The organism is Massilia sp. DD77, assembly GCF_036961685.1.
Lineage (GTDB): Bacteria > Pseudomonadota > Gammaproteobacteria > Burkholderiales > Burkholderiaceae_D > Telluria.
This window is the reverse complement of sequence record NZ_JBAMDH010000018.1, coordinates 29,978-50,301: the sequence shown is the minus strand read 5'-3', so window position 1 is coordinate 50,301 and position 20,324 is coordinate 29,978. Positions and strand designations below refer to the sequence as shown.

The following is a 20,324-nucleotide window of genomic DNA, read 5'->3' as shown; positions in this document are numbered from 1 at the left end:
CTAGCGCACCGTAATGGTGATTTTCTTCGAGTGGATCGGCGGCTTGTGCGGCACGTGGTCCTTGTCTCCCAGCAGCAGCTGCAGGGTGTGCTTACCCGGCGGCAGCTCGACCCGCGCCTCGGTTTCGCCCGCGCCGAAATGCAGGTGGTTGCGGTCGTTGGGGATCGCCTCGGTCATCGGCGGCAGCTCGGTGTCGATCAGCAGGTGGTGGTGGCCGGTGTGGGCGACCGCCGTGCCCTTGGGCGCGACCCCCATGTTCCGCAGCCCCATCCTGACCCAGAACTTGCCGCCGTCGATCACCATGCCGTCCTGGGGCCAGATGAAATACACGTGGGCATTGGCGGGCGCCGCGGCGGGCTGAGTGGCCGGAACGGCCTGCACGGCCTGGGTGGGCTGGGCAGGCTTGGCGGGCTGGGCCTGCTGCGCCGGCGCCAGACCCGACAGCAAACATGCCGCGCACAGCACCGGAAGAATGCGGATGGAGCGCATCATTGGAACCTCCCGCCAAATAAAGACTGAGGTGTGCATCTATACTCTAAGGAAGCACTGAATTATTCATGGCGGCGGCCTCGGCCACGAGAAAAAGCGCCCTGCCGCGTTGCAAATACTCGCGATACCACAGGGTATCGCTCCGTTTTGCGCCTTGCCGGGCACATTTTTCGTGACCGATTCCTGCGCGCCAGAATAACTCAGTGCTTCCTTAAATCTGGCACACTCTCACTCAGATCGCAAGGTAATTCCTCACTCGCCCAGCGAGAAATAAGGAGCCGCTCATGTGGCACAAACTTTCGATGGTGTGCGTACTGGCAGGCCCGGCCCTTGCAGGCACGGCGGGCGCCGCAAGCGCGCAGGACCGCGGGCACGACCTCCAGCTCGCGGGTGTGGTTCCCAAGAACAGCGCCGAGCAATTCGAGCTGGCCTTCTGGGAATCGATCAAGGACAGCCCCCATGTCAGCGACTACGAGGCCTACCTGAAGGCCTATCCCAAGGGACGGTTCGCCGCGCTGGCGCAGGCCAGGATCGCCCGGCTGCGCGCGGCCCAGGGTACGGGAGGCGCTGCGGCGACAGCGCCCGCTCCGGGGCGCCCTCCGGCTGCCGCGCCGGCGAAGCCGCCGCCTGCCCGGGCGGCACCGCCCACCGCACCATCTCCCGCGCCGGCGCCGGCGGCAGCCGCGGCGGCGGCAAGGCGACCGGCCGGCGCCGAGTTCAAGGATTGCCCCGCCTGTCCGATCATGGTGCCCCTGCCCGCGGGCGCCTTCACGATGGGCAGCAACAACAGCGATCCAAGCGAAAAGCCGGCCCACCAGGTCGCGATCGGCGCGCCATTTGCGATCGGGAAGCACGAGATCAGCCTGCAGCAGTGGAATGCCTGCGTCAATGCCGGCGGCTGCCAGAAGACCTCCTTGCCCGCCAACCTGCCGCCGGATGCGCCGGTGCGCGACGTCAGCTGGGACGATGCCCAGCAGTACGTGAAGTGGCTGAGCACCAGCACAGGCAAGGCCTACCGCCTGCCCACCGAGGCCGAATGGGAATACGCGGCGCGCGGCGGCACTGCCACCCGCTACTGGTGGGGCGAACAGATGGCCACCGGGAAAGCCAACTGCAAGGAATGCGGCCAGCCCTGGTCCAACGACGCGCCGGCCAAGACCGGCAGCTTCGCCGCCAATCCCTATGGCCTGCACGACACCAGCGGCAGCGTGTGGGAATGGGTCAGCGACTGCTGGCACAACAACTTCAAGGACGCCCCCGCGGACGGCCGCAGCTGGGACCAGGCGAACTGCAGGGTCAGGGTGATCCGCGGCGGCTCCTGGCGCGAAGGCGCGCCCTACATGGTGTCGTCCACGCGCTTCCGCTACGACGCCAGCGTGCGCCATACCCAGAACGGATTCCGGGTGGCGCGCAACATGAAGTGAGCCGCATGCGACGCGCTAGCGGCGCGGCCGGGTGTTGATCTGCATGAACTCGACCGCGATCCGTCCGGCGCCCGCGCGCGCGCGGATCTGCTCCAGGCGCTTGGCGGCGTCGGCCAGATAAACCGCGCCCGGCTCCGACACCGGGCGCGGCGTCGCGAACAGCGGCTCCGGGGTCGTCACCAGCACCACCAGTTCGGTTCCGAAGGGCGCGCCGATGCCCCATTCGCCCAGGCTGCCGATGGTCGCCGTGTAATTGGGCGGGGCCCGGCTGTCGCGCGCACGGGGATTCGGCAACAGGTGGGTGACGCTGCCCTGCAGCGAATAATAATCAAGGGTAATGAAGGACTCGGCGGCCGTCGTCGTCACATCGATCATCAGCGAGTCGCCCTCCACCAGGTCGGCCTTCGCGTTCGGCGCGGCGCCGGCCAGGCGCAAGGCGGCGCCGCCGCCGGCCTGGCGATAGGCGCTCCAGTAAGGAGCGAAGGCCGAGATCACGGGACACTTGTCGGCATCGACCTGCTGCACATCCAGGTCCACGCTGGCCACGCCCGGCATGGCCAGCAAGGCTGACCGCGCGCCCCGCTCGCCCACCGCCTTCGACAGGAAACCGCGCAGCGTCACCGTATCGCCCTTGATGCTGCCAACCAGCGCCGAGCATGGAATGCGGCTGACGGCGGCCGCCAGCTCGTTCGCCGTGGGCGGCGATGGCGCAGGCGGCAGGGGCGGCGGCGCCTCCGGCGCGGCCGGTATGACGGCCGCCGCGGGCGCCTGCCCGGCCACGTCCGATCCCCCGGCCTGCTGCGCTTGCTGCTGTTGCTGCGGCCGGTCCAGGTAGTACCAGCCGGCCGCGGCCAGGCCGGCGAGGGCCAGGGCCCCCGCCGCCGACGCGGCGAGCAAGCCGGGCCGCGAGGCCAGGCCGCCGCTGCCGAAACCGGCCAGGAAGCGCGCCACCGTCGGCGTACGCGCCTCGCGTTCCAGCGCCAGTCCGCACTTCAAGGCGTGCCACTGCGCGCGTCCCAGTTTCGGCGGGCGCTTCGGCTTCATGCCCGCGCCGCGCGCCTGCAGGGCCGACACGCGGTCGTAGGGATGGTGGCCGGTCAGCAACTCGTAGGTGATGCAGGCCAGCGCATAGATGTCGTCGCGCGGATCGGGGTCGCGGTGTTCCAGCATTTCCGGGCTGGCATAGGCGGGCGTCAGCGCGCCCAGGCTGCCGGGATCGAATACGGTGACATCGGCGTCTTCCTCGGTTTTCTGGAACACGCGCGCGATCCCGAAGTCGATCACCTTGACCACGCCCGCATCCGTGACGATCACGTTGCCGGGTTTGAAATCGCAGTGGACGAAGCCGCGCCCGTGCGCATACGCGAGCGCATTCCCCATGCCGGTGACGATGGGCAGCACCTGCGCATACGGCATGCCCGTAAAACCCTGGACGCGCAGCATCTGGCTCAGCGCTTTACCCTGCAAAAATTCCATGGTCAGGTAGACCATCGGCCCGTCGCGGTCGAAGTCGTAGACCTGCACGATGTTCGGGTGGGCCAGCGCCTGGGCCTTGCGGGCTTCGCGCTGGAGCGCGATCAGGGATTTTGGATGGCCGCGGAACTGGACGTTCAGCACCTTGATGGCGATATAGGGCTTGCGGTCGGAAGCCTCGAGTTTGCGCAGGTCGAGCGCCTTGTACACGGTGCCCATGCCGCCGAAGCCGACACACTCTTCCAGCACGAAACGGCCGTTGAGCGTTTCGCCGACCCCCTTCATGCGCTCGGGTTCGCCCTCCTCCTCGTCGCCCGGCGGGAACGGTGGCAGCGGGGAGGGATCGCGAACCGTATGCGCACCGGGCTTGGTCTGGACAAAGGTGTCGTCGCCGCCGTTGCGCTGGCGCGTCGCGATCAGCCGTTCGATGCGGTGCTGTACCTCGGTATAGACCTCGGACGGCAGCGACTTGCGGGCGTGTTCGACACTGAGTACTTCGAGCAGGTGGCCGGCGCTGTCGGTGGTGCTGGCGAGTACGCGATCGAGCTGGGCAAAAAACTCCGGACGCTGCAGGGCGCCGCTCTGCAACTGATGTATCGCTTGAGCGAAATTATCCATGATGTGATCGCGTCGATTCCGAGCGCCCAGGTTTGAGACTAGCACGAAATGCCAGATGATCAAGCCTCGCCGCCGAATCGGACGACCGCCACGGCGCGGGTGTTGGGGCGCGCCGAACACGCGCGCACGAGATGTTGGATCCAGCCATTCAGGCGCCGCTCTCCCCGCTCCCGGCCGCGCACCTCGCGCCGACGCCATTCGCAAGAAAATTCCCTGATATTCAATGACTTACACCATGTTACGCGAAATCGGAATCGAGCTGGCACGCATTCTGCTGAATGTCCATCGAGCGCCACACAACATGCTCACCAACCCAAGCACTCAACCTCAGGAGAAATCAGCATGAAAACCTTGACCATCACCGACCTGGCCCGCACCGAACAACTCGACCGCAACGCCATGAGCGCCGTGCGCGGCGGCTGGAAGTTCGCTTCGCCATCCTACCTGTTCGGCGACATCCGCTACACCCCCAGCTCGGATTCCTCGATCAATGCGACCCAGAATCTGGGCCAGTTCCAGGAAGTCATGACCGCGACCGCCAACGGCTCGGCCTTCGTCGAGGGGGTGCACGTGAACAGCAACGTCTCCCAGAACGGTGAGAACAAGATCGTCCGCCGCTGATCCTCCACCAAGCAAACCATCCATTCACAGCATCCAAGGAGTATGACCATGAAAACCCTGACCATCACCGACCTGGCCCGCACCGAACAACTCGACCGCACTGCGATGAGCGCCGTGCGCGGCGGCTGGAGCATGTACTCGCCCTCGTACAAGCTGGGCGACCTGCGCTACGCACCCAGCCACGATTCCTCGATCAATGCGGTCCAGGACCTGATGCAGCAACAAAGCGTCCTGACCGCCACCGCGAACGAATCGGCCTTCGTCAAGGGCGTGCACGTGAGCAGCCACGTGGACCAGAACGGCCAGAACAAGATCGTCGGCTAATGACGCATCCCCAGCAAACTGACTATACTTTCTAGGAGAATCACCATGAGCAAACTGAACATCGCCGACCTGGCCCGCACCGAACAACTCGACCGCAGCGCCATGAGCGCCGTGCGCGGCGGATGGAGCATGTACTCGCCCAGCTACAAGATGGGCGACCTGAGCTACGCGCCGCGCTACGATTCGTCGATCAACGCGCTGCAGAACCTGGATCAGCAGCAAAGCGTGCTGACCGCCACCGCCAACGAGTCCGCCTTCATCGGCCGCGGCGTGAGCGTCGACAGCCATGTGTCGCAAGACGGCAAGAACAAGATCGTCGGCTAAGTCAGCGGCTTCGCGGACAGCCTCCGGGTCGTCCGCGAAGCGCCCCGCCCATTCAAGGAGAACAGCATGTCATCCATTGCGATCCGGGACCTGGCCCGCAGCGCCACCCTCGACCACCACAGCATGTCGTCCGTACGCGGCGGCAGCGGCTTCGGCGCCTTCGGCAAGGACGTCAACGTCAATGTCAACGTGAACCAGCAGATCGGCCAGTTCCAGCAGATCGGCATCAATGTTCTAAACAACAACGGCGTGATCGGCGCCGGCTTCACCGGCCCGGATATCGATGTGGCCGCCGCCCTGTGGGCGGACAACAAGGCGGTGTTCTGAGTCAGGTGCGCCGCCGCCCCGTACTCCTTCCCAGCAATGGGATGGAGTCCGTTTACGACACGATTTAGCGACAGCATCCAAGGAGGCCATATGGCTATCATCGTCATCAAGGATCTACCGGAAAGCACCGAACTCGATCGCCAGGCCATGCTGGCGATCGCCGGCGGCGCGCGCCTGCGCGCGGGCCGCTACCAGCGTCCGGCCGCGCGGCGTATCAGGCTCTACGACCTGTCTACGGACCGCGCCGCCAAGCCTGCGGCGAGCAGGCCGCCGCCACGCTAAGCGCAGCGCGCCCCCCTGAAACCGTCCAGCCGAAAGCTGGACGGTTTTTTTTGGCGCTGTGCCCGTTACGTGTTGAAGACGCCGATCGCACAGCGCAGAAATCGCTCTGGCGTGGCGATGCGCGCGCCGTCCAGCGCCCATTGCCAGCCCAGGTAATTCGGCAGGTAACGCGAAGCAATGCCATGAAAGCGCGCCAGCCATTGCCGGAAGCGCCGGTGGTAAGCATTCACGTTTTGCACGTGAACGGCGCCACGGACGCGCTCGCCGGCGCGCAAGTTGACGAACTCATGGGAAATGTCCGCTTCGCGCGCAAAGCAGCGGTACGCCGGATGCCCATCGGTCACCAGCAGCACATCGGGATCGAGCACGGGCAACAGGTGCTGGTGCAATTGATCCTTGGTGAGGGCGCCGCGTCCGGTGATGAAGTCGTGGGTGCCGCCGGTGCGGTCGCGCGCGACCAGCACGCACACGTGCTCGCGGGAGATGCCGCGGCTCGTAGCCACGCCGCCCCGGCGCCGCGCCGGCCGGTCGAGCTTGCGCGAGCCCTTCTGCGACTCCAATAGGAAGAGCTCGTCGGCTTCGGCAATGCCTGCCAGCCGCTCCGGGCGGTCGTGTTTGACGAGCGCGAGAAAGCGGTGGCGCCAGCGGAAGCTGGTGTTGCGGTGCACGTCGAGCGCCTTGGCGCTTGTCCGTACGCTTTTGGCGTCGAGCATGCTGCCGAGGTAGTCGAGCCACTTGGCGCGGTGGCGTAGCCGGGACAAGGGGGTGCCGCTCAGGGCCGTGAAGGTCCTGCCGCAAGCGCGGCAACGGTAACGCTGCAGTCCCCGGCTGCGGCCGTGCCGATAGGAACGCCGCGCCTGACATGAAGGACAGCAAGGATCCGGCGCCGCGCATGCAATCGCCTCGCACACCTGGTGCAACCCGACCGCCGGCCGCAAGGCATCCATCAGTTGGAGACGCTGGCGCCTGGTCAGTAGGGAAAGCTGCCGCAGCCACCTGCCAAAGCGTTTCGTTTCCATCGCTGCTCCGCTGGTCGGTGAGATCGGGTTGGACTCCGACAAAGCTCGACAGTTCAAATTCAACACACAGCGGTGACAGCGCCTTTTCTTGCGCCGCGATGCCGCGCGCGGGAGCCCTGCAGGCGGCAGGTGTCGTACCGCGCCAAACATGTCGGGACCGGGTGTTGGGCGCGGGCGAACAGCGCAGCGGATCAGGCGCCTGCGTCAAACGCCGCGCACATCGGCATGGATCAATAAAAGCCCAATGAATTCAATGGCTTGCGCAGCCATCGACTAGATGCGCCGTACCTGGCACGCATCCTGCTCAATGTCTATTGAGCGCCAACCAAATGCTCGCCAACCCACCCACTTAGCACTCAGGAGAAATCAGCATGAAAACCTTGACCATCACCGACCTGGCCCGCACCGAACAACTCGACCGCAGCGCCATGAGCGCCGTGCGCGGCGGCTGGAAGTTCGCTTCGCCGTCCTACCTGTTCGGCGACATCACGTACGCACCCAGCAACGACTCCTCGATCACTGCCCGCCAGAACCTGGGCCAGTTCCAGGAAGTCATGACCGCGACCGCCAACGGCTCGGCCTTCGTCGAGGGGGTGCACGTGAACAGCAATGTCTCCCAGAACGGTGAGAACAAGATCGTTCGTCGCTGATCCTCCACCAAGCAAACCATCCATTCACAGCATCCAAGGAGTATGACCATGAAAACCCTGACCATCACCGACCTGGCCCGCACCGAACAACTCGACCGCACTGCGATGAGCGCCGTGCGCGGCGGCTGGAGCATGTACTCGCCCTCGTACAAGCTGGGCGACCTGCGCTACGCACCCAGCCACGATTCCTCGATCAATGCGGTCCAGGACCTGATGCAGCAACAAAGCGTCCTGACCGCCACGGCGAACGAATCGGCCTTCGTCAAAGGCGTGCACGTGAGCAGCCACGTGGCCCAGAACGGCCAGAACAAGATCATCGCTTAAGCATCGCGGCTGCGCGGACGGCACCAGCCCCCCGCCCCCCCGAAATTAATCTCAAGGAGCAAGATCATGTCATCCATCCGCATCCACGACCTGGCGCACAGCGCCGCCCTCGACAACCAGGCCCTGTCCACCGTCCGCGGCGGGTTCGGCGGCTTTGGCGGCTTCGGCAAGGACGTCAATGTCAACGTCAACGTGAACCAGGACATCACCCAGTTCCAGCAGATCGGCGTCAATGTCCTGAACAACAACGGCGTGATCGGCGCCGGTTTCAAGGGACCGCACATCGACCTGGACGCCAAGCTCTGGGCCCGTAACGAAGCCGTGTTCTAAATCAAGGTATCCCACCCAATCCATCTGAGGAGAAACATCATGAAAACCCTGATCATCCGCGACCTGTCCCGCACCGAACACCTCGACCGTCCGACCATGAGCGCCGTGCGCGGCGGCTGGAAACTCGGTTCGCCCTCGTATTCCTTCGGCGACCTGCACTTCGGCGGCACCCACGACTCGTCGATCAACGCGACCCAGAACCTGGGCCAGATGCAGGAGGTCCTGACCGCCACGGCCAACGAGTCCGCCTTCGTCAAGGGCGTGCACGTCAACAGCCATGTGGCGCAGGACGGCGAGAACAAGATCGTCCGGCGCTGAGCCGAAGGCCGTCCACGCAGCAAAAAGCACGGACGACTGCCGAAACTTGTCCTACACTGGGGAGACCGGCCTCCGGTCTCCCCCTTCACGCAGGAGATGCACCATGGCTCGCATTACCATCAAAGACCTTCCCGGCAGCACCGAGCTGGACCGCAAGGCGATGTCGGCCATCCGCGGTGCCGGTGCTCCCTGGGTATTCGGCTGGATCAGGCCCTTCGTCGGCGGCTCGCCGGCCCAGACGCCTGTCATCAATTTCTACCAGATCAATAATTTCGCCGACCAGATGATCAACCAGTACCAGACGGTGTCGGTGAACAATTCCGGTGCAGGGGCCACGCTGAATGTCGTCGTGGACGAAAGCAGCGTCAACAACGGGCTGCGCTAGCTCCGGAAGGAAGGACGCTCGGCGATACGATGAGCTGCGATAACGAGTTCCACTGGACCAGCGCCGCCTGCACCGATGTCGGCCCGGTCCGCAGCCGCAACGAGGACGCCTGGCTCGCCCTGCCCCGGCGCGGGCTGTGGGCGGTGGCCGACGGCATGGGCGGCCACGCCTTCGGCGACCTGGCCAGCCGGGCCGTCGTGGATGCCCTCGCCGCCCTGCCGCCGCCCGCCGGCATGGCGGACTTCATCGCCTCCGCACGCGAAGGCCTGGTCCAGGTCAACGCCACCTTGCGCACCGACGCCGCCGCGCGCCACGTACCGGTGATGGGCAGTACCGTGGTCGCCTTGCTCGCCTGCGGCCGTGAAACCGCCTGTCTGTGGGCGGGCGACAGCCGCATCTACCTGTACCGCCAGGGACGTCTGCAGCAGCTCACCCGCGACCATAGCCAGGCCGAGGAACTCAGGGCGCGCGGCGCCGACGCGGCGGCGGCCGTGGCCAGTCCCAACATGATCACGCGCGCGGTTGGCGCGGCCGACATGATCGAGTTCGACGTCGCCCCCTGTGCGGCGCGCGACGGCGACGTGTTCCTGCTGTGCAGCGACGGCCTCAGCAACCCGGTGGACGAGATCGCGATGACCAGGGTGCTGGCCGGCGGCGACTGCACCCAGGCGGCCCAGGAACTGATTGCCCTGGCCCTCGCCAATGGCGGGCGCGACAACGTCACCGCCGTGGTGGTGCGGGCCGAGGACCTGTCAGCCGACAGGACCATGCTCAACCCCGCCCTATAGCCTTTCCGGCCGGCGCAAGCCTGTCAATGCTCCTTGCGGAAGTCCTTCGAATGCAAGCCGTGCTTCTTGAGCAGGATCTGGAGGTGCGAGCGGTTCATGTCCCAGCGGCGCGCCAGTTCGGCCACCGTGCCGCCCACCTCCTGCAGGCCGCGCTCCAGGCAGTCGCGCTCGGCCTCGTCGCTGGCGGCCCGCTTGGCGTCGGCCAGTGACACCCCGGCCCCTGGTGCGGCCGGGGCCGCCGGGGAGCGGGTCGTGCTGGGGCGGATGTCTTCCGGCAGATGGGCCAGGTCGGCCGTGTCTCCCGCCAGGCAGGACAGGCGGTACAGGATATTGCGCAGTTCGCGGATGTTGCCCGGATAGGCATAGCGCAGCAGGAAGCTGCGCAGACGGGGCGTCAAGGCCACCGGGCGGCGCTTGAGCGCCTCGGCCGCCTCGTCGCCGTAATAGGCGATCAGGAGCGGGATCTCGTCCTTGCGCTCGCGCAGCGGCGGCAGGGTCACGTGGATCACGCTGAGCCGGTAGAACAGGTCCTCGCGGAAGCTGCCCTCCACGATCAGGCGGCGCAGGTTCTTGTTGGTGGCGGCCACGATGCGCGCGTCCACGGCAATGGTCTCGTCCGAGCCGACCCGCTGGATCTCGTGCGACTGCAGCACGCGCAGCAGCTTGACCTGGCCGGGCAGGGGCAGCTCGCCGATCTCGTCGAGGAAGATGGTGCCCTTGTGGGCGCTTTCGAACTTCCCCTTGCGGTCATTGGCGGCGCCGGTGAAGGCCCCTTTCTTGTGACCGAACAGCTCGGATTCGAGCAGGCTGTCGGGAATCGCGCCGCAGTTCACCGAAATATAGGGTTTGTCGGCGCGCGCGCCATTGGCGTGGATCACCTTGGCCATCAGCTCCTTGCCGGTGCCGCTCTCACCGTCGACCAGCACCGGCAGGTCGGTGGGCGCCGCCTTTTCGGCGATCTCGAGCGCGTCGAGCAGCTTCGGGTTGTCGCCGAAGGTGCCCTCGAACACGAAGCTGCGCGCCAGCAGCGCCTGGCGCCGCTCGCCGGTCGACAGCGCGGGCGCGGCATCTAGCGCCCCTGCACCGACGGCCTGGACGAAGCGCTCCTTGTGCGACAGCTGCATCACTTCGTCGCGCAGGGTATTCGCCTGGCGCAGCAGCTTTTCGATGTCGGGCCGTTCGATCCGGGTGGCCCAGCGCAGGGTCGAGCGCATGATCTCGATTTTCTCGAGCAGGGCCGCATACGACATCGCGGAGCCGCGCTCGCCGCCGGGATTGAAGAGTTTCATGCCGCACCCAGCTGCTTCTGCACCAGCTCGTAGTACATGCCGCGCCGGGCCAGGAGTTCCTCGTGGCGGCCCTGCTCCACCACCTTGCCTTCGTAGAGCACGACGATCTTGTCGGCACGCATGATGGTGCTGAGCCGGTGGGCGATGATGACGGCCGTGCGGCCCGCCAGGATCGCCTCCATGTTGGCCATGATATTGCTTTCGGACTGGGTGTCGAGAGCCGACGTGGCCTCGTCGAAGACCAGCAGGCGCGGGTCGTGGTAGAGCGCGCGCGCGATGCACAGCCGCTGCACCTGCCCGCCGGACAGGCCGACCCCGCGTTCGCCCACCACCTGCTCGTAGCCGAGTGGCATCTTGGCGATGAAGGCATGGGCATCGGCCATCTTCGCCACCTCTTCGATGCGGCGCCGGTCCGGGCTGTCGTCGCCGCTGGCGATGTTCTCGGCAATGGTGCCGGAGAACAGCAGGTTACTCTGCATGACATAGCCCACCTGGGCCCGGTAGTAATCCTTGTCGATCACGGCCATGTCGTAGCCGTCGACCACGATCTTGCCTTCGCTGGGCGGATAAAAACCCACCAGCAGCTTGGCCAGGGTGGTCTTGCCCGAGCCGCTGCGGCCGACAATGGCCACCAGCTCGCCCGGCTTGATGTCGATGCTGATGTCCTCCAGCACATAGGGGGCGTCGTCGGACCCGTAGCGGAAGTACAGGCGGTCGAGCTTGAGCTCGCCCTGCAGGTCGGGCAGTACGACGCGCGAGGCCAGGTCGGCTGGTTTCTGCTCGGGCTCGATGTCGAGCACGTCGCCCAGGCGCTCCATGGCGACCGTGGCGTCGGCCATCCGGCTCCACAGGCCGACCAGTCCCATCAGGGGACCCAGCACGCTGCCCATCAGGGCATTGAAGGCCATCAGCTGGCCGATGGTGAGCTCGCGACTCAGCACCAGGCTGGCGCCGACCCACAGGATCACGATCGTCGTAGCGGAGTTGAGCAGCTGGCTGAGCAGCCCGACCAGGATGTTGAAGGATTGCGAGCGGTACTGCATGTCCAGCGCCTTCACGTACTTCTTTTCCCACTTCAGGCGCACCGGACGCTCGCTGCCCATGCCCTTGATGGTCTCGATGCCGCCCAGGGCCTCCATCAGGAAGGACTGGGCGTCGGTGGAGGCGGCGAAGACCTCGCGCGCGTAGTCCTTGATCTTCGGCGTCACGACCACGGTCAGGACGATGATGGGGATCACGAAGGCGATCAGGAGCAGGGTCAGCTTCACGTTGTAGAAGAACAGGATCGTGAAGTAGATGAAGACCATCAGCAGGTTGAGCAGGGTCGTGACGGTGGACTCGGTGAGGAAGGCGCGGATGGTCTGGTTCTCGGCGAAGCGCGCCAGGATGTCGCCCGTCTTGCGCTTGGCAAAGAAGGAAAACGGCAGCGACATGGTGTGCTTGAAGAACTGCGCCATCATCGAGAAGTCGAGGTTGCGCACCATGTAGTTGGACAGGTAGGCGCGCACCGTCGTCATGATCTGGCTGAAGACCGTGGCGATGACCAGGCCCATGATGAGCAAATGCAGCAGCCCGACATTCTGGTGCACCAGCACCCCGTCCAGGATGTTCTGGATGATGATCGGCGGAACGATGCCCAGCATCTGGATCACGAAGGTGGCGACGAAGAGCTGCAGCAGGATCTTGCGGAAAGGCTGCAGATAGCCGACGAAGCGCAGCCAGGGCGAGCGCGCCGCCTCCATCCGCACCAGCTGCTGCCCAGGGGTGAACACGAGGCAGGTGCCGCTCCAGCCGCGCTCGAACTCCTCCACGCTCATCTTGCGGAAACCGACGGCCGGGTCGGCCACCCAGACCTGCTCGGCCGACACGCCGTAGACCACGACGTAGTGATAGCCTTCCCAGTGCACGATGAAAGGCAGCTCGAAACCGAGCAGCGCGTCATAGGTGCATTGCACCCCGCGCGTGCCGAAACCCAGGGCCTCGCCGGCCCGCGCCAGGCTGTCCAGGGTGGCGCCCTGGGCGGTGACGTTGGCCAGCTCGCGCAGCTTGCCGAGCGTCATGTTGATGCCGTAATGACGGCACAGCATGGCCAGGCAAGCCGCGCCGCAATCCATTTCCTCGGCCTGCTCGACCCAGGCGAAGCGCTTGAGGACTCGTTCGCCCGACTTCGGCTGGGACGCCAGGTCGAGCACCACGGGCCGCTTGCGGCGCTCGGCCAGTTTCTTCTGGCGTTGCAGTTCACGCTCGAAGAAGCGCACCCGCTCCTCGATCACCTCGCGGAACTTGGCATTGCGTTCGAGGATGAAATGGGCCGACTTTTCCGGAATGACGAGCACGGTTGCCTCGGTTCCGGCCAGCACCGAGGCCGGTTGTTCCTGGCGCATCAGGCAGGCCTTCTCGCCGAAGATCTCGCCCGGGCCCAGTGTGGCCAGCACATACTCGTCGGTCCCATCCTGGACCACGACCCGCACCTGCCCCTGGCGCACCACATACAGGCGGCGCTCGTCGCGCGCCCCCTGCTTGAGGATTTCCTTACCCTCGGCGACGCGCTTGACGCCGACGCTGTGCACGAATTCCTCCAGCTCGGGCTTGCTCACCTTGCCGCGCAGGTCGAACAGGCGCGCCACCAGCCCACCGGCCGAGCTGATCGCCACCACCTTGTTGATGAAATCGAGGGCGCCCGGGTTGCGCGCGACCACCGGCTCGATCGCGCTGCGCGGGATGAACCACAATTCCGTCTTCAGCGCCGCGCGCGCGGACACTTCGTGCCGGTAAGGGCGCAGCATGGCGATCTCGGCGAACACTTCGCCGCTCTTGCGCACGCCCATGCTGATTTCCTTGCCGTGTTCCTCGCTGAACACGCGCACCGAGCCGGACTTGATGATATACAAGCCCTCGGCGGGTTCGCCGGCCTTGCAGATGGTGTCGCCGAAGGCGTAGGCGCGCGTCTCGACGGCGGCCGCGAGCTGCTCCAGCTCGTCCGGCGTGAAGACGGACAGGATCTCGACGGTCGACAGGAATTCCGTTGAGGAGTGGTCTTGCTGCGCGATCGATTCCATGTCTGTGCCTGTCTCGCTTCGCCGTCAACTCACCATCAACTCGCCGTCAACCCCGGTGCATCGCTCGCTCCGGCCGGCCAGGTCCGGCTCAGCGCGCTGGACAGGCTTCGATAATGTGCTCCTGCGCCCTGGCCGCCAGCCATTCCTCGCGCAGCAGCCGGCGCACCTCGACCGACGTGTCCTCGTCCAGGGCCGCGGGGTGCTTGGCGTTGACCACGAAGACCTCGTACAGTGCCTTGTCCTCGGAGGGGAAAGGCCCCAGCAGTTCGCCGGGCGCGGCATTGAAGACCCGCGCCTCGATATGGGCCGGCAGCGCGCCGCGCAAGACCTTGCCGATCACGCCGCCGTGCTCGCGCGCGTCGCCCACCGAGTATTCGCGCACCATCTCGGCGAAACTGTCGGGATCTTCTTCCAGCACCGACATCATTTCCTTCGCCTTGCCTTCGGAGTCGAGCACGATGTGGCTGACTTCGACGCTGTCGAAGCGCGGCGAGTTCAGCTTGAAATAGCCCTCGACGGCCTTGTCGCTGCACACCTGCGCCATCATTCTTTCGTGATAAAGCCCCTCGACAATGAAATCCTCGAATTCGTCGAGGCTCACGCCGAGGGCGTCGAGGTAGTTGTTCATGTCGGCCGCGCGGTGCAGGCCCTGGATGCGGCGGAACTGGTCGGCGCGCTCCTGGATGTCTTCCGGCGCCAGCTGCAGCCCTTGCCGCTTCGCGGCGCGCACGGTGAGTTTCTCACGCACCAGCTGTTCGACGAGCCCTTCGAACTGGCCGGTAAGCTTCAAGGTCCTGATGAAGTAATCGGTATCGATGACTTCGTCGTCGATGCGCACTATGCCTGCCATGACTTCTCCTCGCGCTGGTTGCGCCTACGCCGTCCATCCCGGACAGACAGCAGCGATCGCCAAACGTTCCACCCGGCGCAGTGCGACCCGGCAAGGAGCGATCGGCGCCGCCACCTTTCAGTTTTAGCAGCTCGGTCGGCGAAATACAATGCCGGCGCTGCCGCTGTGTTGCATTCGGATGAGCGATGCGACGGGCGCTTGCGGCCGCCCGCCTCAACCGGGTTAGACGACCTTGACGCCGATGTCGCCCTTGAAGATGGCCATGTTGAGTTGAAAATCGTCGACCACGCCGCCTGGGCGGCCGTCGATCAGGACGGCGATGGCGCGTCCGCCGTTAACCAGTTTCATCGCTTCGCGCGAGAGGGTGTCGGTGAGCGCCTGTTCGATGGCGAGGTCGGTGATGACGAGGGTTTTCATGATGATGCTCCTTGAGGTGCTTGCGTTGGGTAGTGAGCGCCGGAGTGACGCTCGGATCTGGCGATGCATGGAATGTGCCAGCGCATGCGGCCTGCGGCGCTACTCCTGCTGTCGCCCGTCACCGCTTCGCCCATCCCGCGGCCGGTGTTGGTCCGGCCCCGACACCTCGGACCCGAGTGTTTTCCCAGTCCCAACGGTCTTCCCCGTGTCCGGAGCACGCTTCCCTCTGGCGCGGCCTGGCAAGGGGTGCTGGCACGGCTTCTGCTGTAGGGAGGTCGTGGGCAAATGAATGTCCACACTTTCCGAAACCAGCCACTGAAGGGGAACATCATGAACATCCACAAGCACATGGAAGCCATCTTCGTCGTCACGCTCGCCGCCCTCGGCGCGGGAAGCTTCGCGCTCGACAGCGTACCGGAGGCCAAGGCCACGCTGCCGCAGGCCAGGGCGCAATCGGCGGCACCGGTGGAGCGCAACATCGCGACGGCGGGGACCATGGCCGTGGTGGTGGTGCGTGCAGCCCGGCTGCCGCGCCAGGATTGAGTGGCATCGGGCGGCCGCGCAAGCGCGCCGCCGCCCCAGCCAGCTGGAGTGCCCGGGCTAGGCTCGGCCCGGCCACGCAGATAGTAAAATGGGGAATGACAACCACACCCCTGCCCTTCCGCGCCACCGTCGACGAAGCCTGCGCCTGGCTGGCGAAGCACGTTCCCGCGCCCTGGACCCTGGCGCGCCTGCTCGAACATGGGCTGACGCCCTATGTCTGGCTCGACTACGACCCGGCCTATCCCGAACTGTTCGGCGACGCCAACGGCGGCTATGCCGCGCCCATCTTCTTCGAGGACGACATCGCGCGCCTGGCTGCCGGGAGCGAAGATGTCCTCATCACGATGACCAAGGACGCCCACAAGCTGTTCGCACGCCTGCCCGAGCCCGGCTTTCGGCGCCGGCTCGACGAGCTGCGCTTCCAGAAGAAGGACCTGGAGCGCCTGGCGGCCAAGCTCAGGCACGACAGGGAGGCGGCCGCCTCGCCCGCATCGCCGGAGGGAACGGCGCGCGAATCGCAATACGGCATCACCAAGCCCGAGGTGCTCGAGGCCTTCGGGCGGATCGTCAGGCTGGATCTGGACAAGGCCCTCGACGAGGCCATCGGCATCTTCGGCGACGACGGCGCGCGCGTCAAAGCCAGCGCCAGGAAATCGAAGCGCAACGCGGTGTGGAACCCGGTCACGCTGGCGCTCGGGCTGCACGATGTCTACCGTGCTCCCCTCGGCCCGCTCAAGCGCGCCTTCCAGGTCCACGACTTCCTGCAGGCCTGGCAAGGCGATTGGGAACAGTCGCTACGGCTGCTCGGGAAGTGAGCGCGCCATCAGGCGGCGCAGCTGGGCCGCCTGGTAGGCGCCGAAGCTGTCGCTGAACAGGCAGCGGATCAGGGGATCGTCGACCACGTCCGCATCGAGCAATGCGCGCTCGACCTCGGCATCGAATACCGTGTCGTTGATCCGCATGTACATCGAGGTCAGGGACTCGCCGAGCTCCAGCGCCGCGTACAGCTTCGCCGCCGGGATCTCGGTGGTCCAGGCCAGAGGACCGGCCTGCGCGCCGGCATGCGATGCCCGCCCCGGTTCCAGCAGGTAACGGAAATGGCTGACTTCACCGGCATTGCCGTAGACCGAGAGCTGCCACAGGCGCGGTTGGTCGAAGTAATCCGAGGATGCCTCGGCCTCGCCGTACTTCTCCAGCAGCCCCGTGCGGCAGTAACGCATCACCACCGCCTCCTGCGCGGCGCTCAGCGGCGCGAAATGACGCGCGATCTCCGCAGTGGGAGGCGGCGCCGCATTGCCCTCGTAGACGTAATCGACGTCCTGGTCGCCGCGCGGCAGCACCCAGTCCAGCGGCGCGGCGGGATGCAGGCCGTCCGCGTCCAGGCGCACCGACACCGATGGATTCATGCGCACCACCTGCGCCCGCGGCAGGGCCGCGCCCACTTCCGTGGCGAACTGCGCATAGGTGATCGGGAAAAAGGCGCGGTTATACCAGGACCACGGTTCCTGCTGGAACTGGCAGGAACTCGGCACCACGAAACGCGGCGCCAGCGCCTGGAGCTGCAGTATCCACTCTTCCGGCAGCGCGGGCGGCGCCGCGGCGGCACGCGACGGCGCCAGCACCTCGATTTCGCGCATGGTCTGGAAGGGCCACAGCACCATGTCCCACGGCCCCTGCTTCACCAACTGGGCCAGGGTGTCCTCGTCGATCCAGGAGTCGACCACGTTCAGCAGGTTCAGCCCGGCCGCCTGGACCTGGAACATGGAGTCGACGTCGGCATCCATCGCTTCGCGCGGCGTCACCTTGAAGGGGCCAACCGCCACGGGAATGTTCAGGTTGAGGGCATGCACCTGGGTGAAGCCCAGCGCGCGGATCATCGCGAACAGTTCGTCGAAGATACAGTAGACATAGAGCGGCGTATCGCGGTCGAGCAGATCCAGGCTCTCGAGCGAGCAATGGTCGTCATGGAAGTGCGAGATGAACACCGCGGCAAAGCGCTGGCGCCGGATCTGTTCGGTGTCGAAGCGCAGGTCCGGAAAAGCGTGGCAGTTGCGGCTGAACGGGTTTTCGAAAATCGTATCGAAGGCGATGCGGGTGCCCTCGCATTCGAGCACATAACCCGCGTGCAGGATGCGCGAGACCGTCAGTCCTGGCTTGTCCATGTTTTCTCCATTAAAAAACCCGCCGAAGCGGGTTTGTGCGAACTTATTTCGGCCCGCGACTCGCGGCCAGGGCCGCCCGCACCGCATGCAGCTTCTTGTAGCTGTCGAGCAGGCGGTGATGGCGGTCGAGGCCCTCGAGCTTCATGCTGGTCGGGCTCAAGCCATGGAAGCGCACGCTGCCGTCCACCGAACCCAGCGCCGCGTCCATGCGCTCATTGCCGTACATCCGGCGGAAGCTCGCCACGTAATCGTCCAGTTCCAGCTCGTCGTCGAGCACCACCTCGAGCACCACATTCACGGCTTGATAGAACAGCCGGCGTTCGACGGTGTTATCGTTGTATTGCAGGAAGGCGCCCACCAGTTCATGGGCTTCTTCCAGTTGCCGCAAGGCGAGGTGGATCAGGAGTTTCAGCTCGAGGACAGTCAGCTGTCCCCAGTCCGTATTCTCGTCGAACTCGATGCCGATCAGGGTGGCGATGTCCGAGTATTCGTCGAGCTCGTTGTTCTCCAAACGGTCGAGCAGCTCGGCAAGGCTGGCGTCGTCGAGGCGGTGCAGGTTCAGGATATCTTCGCGGAACAGGAGCGCCTTGTTGGTGTTGTCCCAGATGAGGTCTTCGACCGGGTAGATCTCGGAGTACCCCGGCACCAGGATGCGGCAAGCCACCGCGCCCAGGTGGTCGTGTTCGGCGATATACACCTCCTTGCCCATGTCGGCGAGGATAGCGAGCAGGGTCGCGGCTTCGTCGGCGTTGGAGTTGTGGCCCTCGCCGGAGAAATCCCATTCCACGAAATCGTAGTCCGCCTTGGCGCTGAAGAAGCGCCACGACACCACGCCGCTGGAATCGATGAAGTGCTCGACGAAGTTATTCGGTTCGGTCACGGCGTGGCTGGCGAAGGTCGGCTGGGGCAGATCGTTCAGGCCCTCGAAGCTGCGGCCCTGCAGCAATTCCGTGAGGCTGCGCTCCAGCGCCACCTCGAAACTCGGGTGCGCGCCGAAGGAGGCGAAAACGCCGCCGGTGCGCGGGTTCATCAGGGTCACGCACATCACCGGGTAGACGCCGCCAAGGGACGCATCCTTGACCAATACCGGGAAGCCCTGCTCTTCCAGACCCTGGATGCCGGCCAGGATGCCCGGATACTTCGCCAGCACCGCCGAGGGTACATCGGGCAATGCGAGCTCGCCTTCGATGATCTCGCGCTTTACCGCGCGTTCGAAAATCTCGGACAGGCATTGCACCTGCGCTTCGGCAAGCGTGTTACCGGCGCTCATGCCATTGCTGGCGTAGAGGTTTTCGATCAGGTTGGATGGGAAATACACGGTTTCGCCGTCCGACTGGCGCACGTAGGGCAGCGACACGATGCCGCGCTTTGCGTTGCCGGAATTGGTATCGATCAGGTGCGAGCCGCGCAGCTCGCCGTCGGGATCGTAGATGTCCAGGCAGTACTCATCGAGGATTTCCGAGGGCAGCGCGTCGTTCGGGCCGGGCTGGAACCAGCGCTCGTCCGGGTAATGCACGAAGTCGGCCCTGGCGATGTCTTCGCCCCAGAACACGCCGGCATAGAAGTGATTGCAGTTCAGGCGCTCGATGTACTCGCCCAGGGCGGAGGCCAGGGCGCTCTCCTTGGTTGCGCCCTTGCCGTTGGTGAAGCACATCGGCGAGTGCGCATCGCGGATATGCAGCGACCACACGTTCGGCACGATATTGCGCCATGAAGCGATTTCGATCTTGATGCCCCAGGAGGCCAGCATGCCCGACATGTTCGCGATGGTCTGCTCCAGCGGCAGATCCTTGCCCGGGATATACGTGGCCGCGCTCGCGTCGGGCTGCAGGGTCAGCAGGGCCTGGGCGTCGGCATCGAGGTTCTCGACCTCTTCGATCACGAATTCAGGGCCCGCCTGCACCACTTTCTTCACCGTGCAGCGCTCGATCGAGCGCAGGATGCCCTGGCGGTCTTTATCCGAAATATCCGCAGGGAGCTCGACCTGGATCTTGAAGATCTGCTGGTAGCGGTTGTCCGGATCGACGATATTGTTTTGCGAGAGGCGGATATTCTCGGTCGGGATATCGCGCGTGTTGCAGTACAACTTCACGAAATAAGCCGCGCACAAGGCCGACGACGCCAGGAAGTAATCGAAGGGCCCCGGCGCCGAGCCGTCGCCCTTGTAGCGGATCGGCTGGTCGGCGATCACGGTGAAGTCGTCGAACTTGGCTTCGAGACGCAGCTTGTCGAGGAAGTTGACCTTAATTTCCATGAGGGAATTCCAAAGAGATGTACAAAACGGTAACACATTAAAAGATAAAGCCCT

23 protein-coding genes are annotated in these 20,324 nt (G+C 65.3%); 14 read left to right on the top strand and 9 right to left on the bottom strand.

Translation table 11 applies throughout. The features are described from left to right. A complete protein-coding gene (locus V7778_RS12580) occupies nt 1–492 on the bottom strand; it encodes a DUF4399 domain-containing protein (RefSeq protein ID WP_335555674.1) in 492 nt (163 codons plus the stop codon). A gap of 281 nt (nt 493–773) precedes the next feature. Between V7778_RS12580 and V7778_RS12575 the strand changes: the two genes are divergently transcribed. Beyond that, a complete protein-coding gene (locus V7778_RS12575) occupies nt 774–1,913 on the top strand; it encodes a formylglycine-generating enzyme family protein (protein WP_335555672.1) in 1,140 nt (379 codons plus the stop codon). Between the two features lie 15 nt (nt 1,914–1,928). On the opposite strand, the gene V7778_RS12570 is transcribed toward V7778_RS12575, so the two are convergent. Then, nucleotides 1,929–4,004, bottom strand: a complete 2,076-nt coding sequence (locus tag V7778_RS12570) for a serine/threonine-protein kinase (protein ID WP_335555670.1) — start codon at nt 4,002–4,004, stop codon at nt 1,929–1,931. Between the two features lie 342 nt (nt 4,005–4,346). On the opposite strand from V7778_RS12570, the gene V7778_RS12565 reads away from it, so the two are divergent. From V7778_RS12565 to V7778_RS12545, 5 genes are all read left to right on the top strand, one after another. Beyond that, the gene (locus tag V7778_RS12565) at nt 4,347–4,625 is read left to right on the top strand and encodes a hypothetical protein (protein WP_335555668.1); all 279 of its coding nucleotides are present in this window, start codon (nt 4,347–4,349) and stop codon (nt 4,623–4,625) included. 48 nt (nt 4,626–4,673) lie between these two features. After that, nucleotides 4,674–4,949 carry a hypothetical protein gene (locus V7778_RS12560; RefSeq protein ID WP_335555666.1) on the top strand — a complete coding sequence of 92 codons (276 nt, stop codon included), beginning with the start codon at nt 4,674–4,676 and terminating at the stop codon, nt 4,947–4,949. Nucleotides 4,950–4,994: 45 nt separating this feature from the next. Next, nucleotides 4,995–5,273, top strand: coding sequence for a hypothetical protein (locus V7778_RS12555; RefSeq protein WP_335555665.1), 279 nt, complete (start codon nt 4,995–4,997; stop codon nt 5,271–5,273). 66 nt (nt 5,274–5,339) lie between these two features. Then, a complete protein-coding gene (locus V7778_RS12550; RefSeq protein WP_335555663.1) occupies nt 5,340–5,600 on the top strand; it encodes a hypothetical protein in 261 nt (86 codons plus the stop codon). A 90-nt stretch (nt 5,601–5,690) separates the two neighbouring features. Next, nucleotides 5,691–5,882 (top strand): hypothetical protein, encoded by a 192-nt coding sequence (locus V7778_RS12545; protein WP_335555661.1) that lies wholly within the window; start codon nt 5,691–5,693, stop codon nt 5,880–5,882. 65 nt (nt 5,883–5,947) lie between these two features. Here V7778_RS12545 and V7778_RS12540 read toward each other — a convergent pair whose 3' ends face one another. Further along, complete coding sequence (locus V7778_RS12540) at nt 5,948–6,901, bottom strand: IS1595 family transposase (protein WP_335555660.1); 954 nt, start codon at nt 6,899–6,901, stop codon at nt 5,948–5,950. 371 nt (nt 6,902–7,272) lie between these two features. Between V7778_RS12540 and V7778_RS12535 the strand changes: the two genes are divergently transcribed. From V7778_RS12535 to V7778_RS12510, 6 genes are all read left to right on the top strand, one after another. After that, the gene (locus V7778_RS12535) at nt 7,273–7,551 is read left to right on the top strand and encodes a hypothetical protein (protein ID WP_335555658.1); all 279 of its coding nucleotides are present in this window, start codon (nt 7,273–7,275) and stop codon (nt 7,549–7,551) included. Between the two features lie 48 nt (nt 7,552–7,599). Next, the gene (locus tag V7778_RS12530) at nt 7,600–7,875 is read left to right on the top strand and encodes a hypothetical protein (RefSeq protein WP_335555656.1); all 276 of its coding nucleotides are present in this window, start codon (nt 7,600–7,602) and stop codon (nt 7,873–7,875) included. A 66-nt stretch (nt 7,876–7,941) separates the two neighbouring features. Beyond that, nucleotides 7,942–8,205: a hypothetical protein gene (locus tag V7778_RS12525; protein WP_335555655.1), complete on the top strand. Its 264-nt coding sequence runs from the start codon at nt 7,942–7,944 to the stop codon at nt 8,203–8,205. Nucleotides 8,206–8,244: 39 nt separating this feature from the next. Beyond that, nucleotides 8,245–8,523, top strand: coding sequence for a hypothetical protein (locus V7778_RS12520; RefSeq protein WP_335555653.1), 279 nt, complete (start codon nt 8,245–8,247; stop codon nt 8,521–8,523). A 103-nt stretch (nt 8,524–8,626) separates the two neighbouring features. Further along, on the top strand, nt 8,627–8,908 hold the full coding sequence (locus tag V7778_RS12515; RefSeq protein WP_335555652.1) for a hypothetical protein: 282 nt from the start codon (nt 8,627–8,629) through the stop codon (nt 8,906–8,908). A 29-nt stretch (nt 8,909–8,937) separates the two neighbouring features. After that, nucleotides 8,938–9,696: a PP2C family protein-serine/threonine phosphatase gene (locus V7778_RS12510; protein WP_335555650.1), complete on the top strand. Its 759-nt coding sequence runs from the start codon at nt 8,938–8,940 to the stop codon at nt 9,694–9,696. A 23-nt stretch (nt 9,697–9,719) separates the two neighbouring features. Here V7778_RS12510 and V7778_RS12505 read toward each other — a convergent pair whose 3' ends face one another. From V7778_RS12505 to V7778_RS12490, 4 genes are all read right to left on the bottom strand, one after another. Continuing rightward, entirely contained in the window at nt 9,720–10,985 is a 1,266-nt protein-coding gene (locus tag V7778_RS12505) for a sigma-54 interaction domain-containing protein (protein WP_335555649.1), read from the bottom strand. Then, on the bottom strand, nt 10,982–14,044 hold the full coding sequence (locus V7778_RS12500; RefSeq protein ID WP_335555647.1) for a peptidase domain-containing ABC transporter: 3,063 nt from the start codon (nt 14,042–14,044) through the stop codon (nt 10,982–10,984). The genes V7778_RS12505 and V7778_RS12500 overlap by 4 nt, the downstream gene beginning before the upstream one ends. A gap of 88 nt (nt 14,045–14,132) precedes the next feature. Continuing rightward, entirely contained in the window at nt 14,133–14,894 is a 762-nt protein-coding gene (locus V7778_RS12495; protein ID WP_335555645.1) for a peptidylprolyl isomerase, read from the bottom strand. Between the two features lie 222 nt (nt 14,895–15,116). Beyond that, nucleotides 15,117–15,311 carry a hypothetical protein gene (locus tag V7778_RS12490; RefSeq protein WP_335555643.1) on the bottom strand — a complete coding sequence of 65 codons (195 nt, stop codon included), beginning with the start codon at nt 15,309–15,311 and terminating at the stop codon, nt 15,117–15,119. A gap of 330 nt (nt 15,312–15,641) precedes the next feature. Here V7778_RS12490 and V7778_RS12485 point away from each other — a divergent pair, with 330 nt between their 5' ends. Continuing rightward, a complete protein-coding gene (locus V7778_RS12485; RefSeq protein WP_335555642.1) occupies nt 15,642–15,854 on the top strand; it encodes a hypothetical protein in 213 nt (70 codons plus the stop codon). 95 nt (nt 15,855–15,949) lie between these two features. Continuing rightward, nucleotides 15,950–16,669, top strand: coding sequence for a hypothetical protein (locus V7778_RS12480; protein ID WP_335555640.1), 720 nt, complete (start codon nt 15,950–15,952; stop codon nt 16,667–16,669). Here the strand turns inward: V7778_RS12480 and V7778_RS12475 are convergent. After that, nucleotides 16,649–18,016, bottom strand: coding sequence for an MBL fold metallo-hydrolase (locus V7778_RS12475; protein ID WP_335555639.1), 1,368 nt, complete (start codon nt 18,014–18,016; stop codon nt 16,649–16,651). The genes V7778_RS12480 and V7778_RS12475 overlap by 21 nt on opposite strands. A 43-nt stretch (nt 18,017–18,059) precedes the next feature. Next, nucleotides 18,060–20,270 (bottom strand): OsmC domain/YcaO domain-containing protein, encoded by a 2,211-nt coding sequence (locus tag V7778_RS12470; protein WP_335555637.1) that lies wholly within the window; start codon nt 20,268–20,270, stop codon nt 18,060–18,062. Nucleotides 20,271–20,324 lie beyond the last annotated feature (54 nt).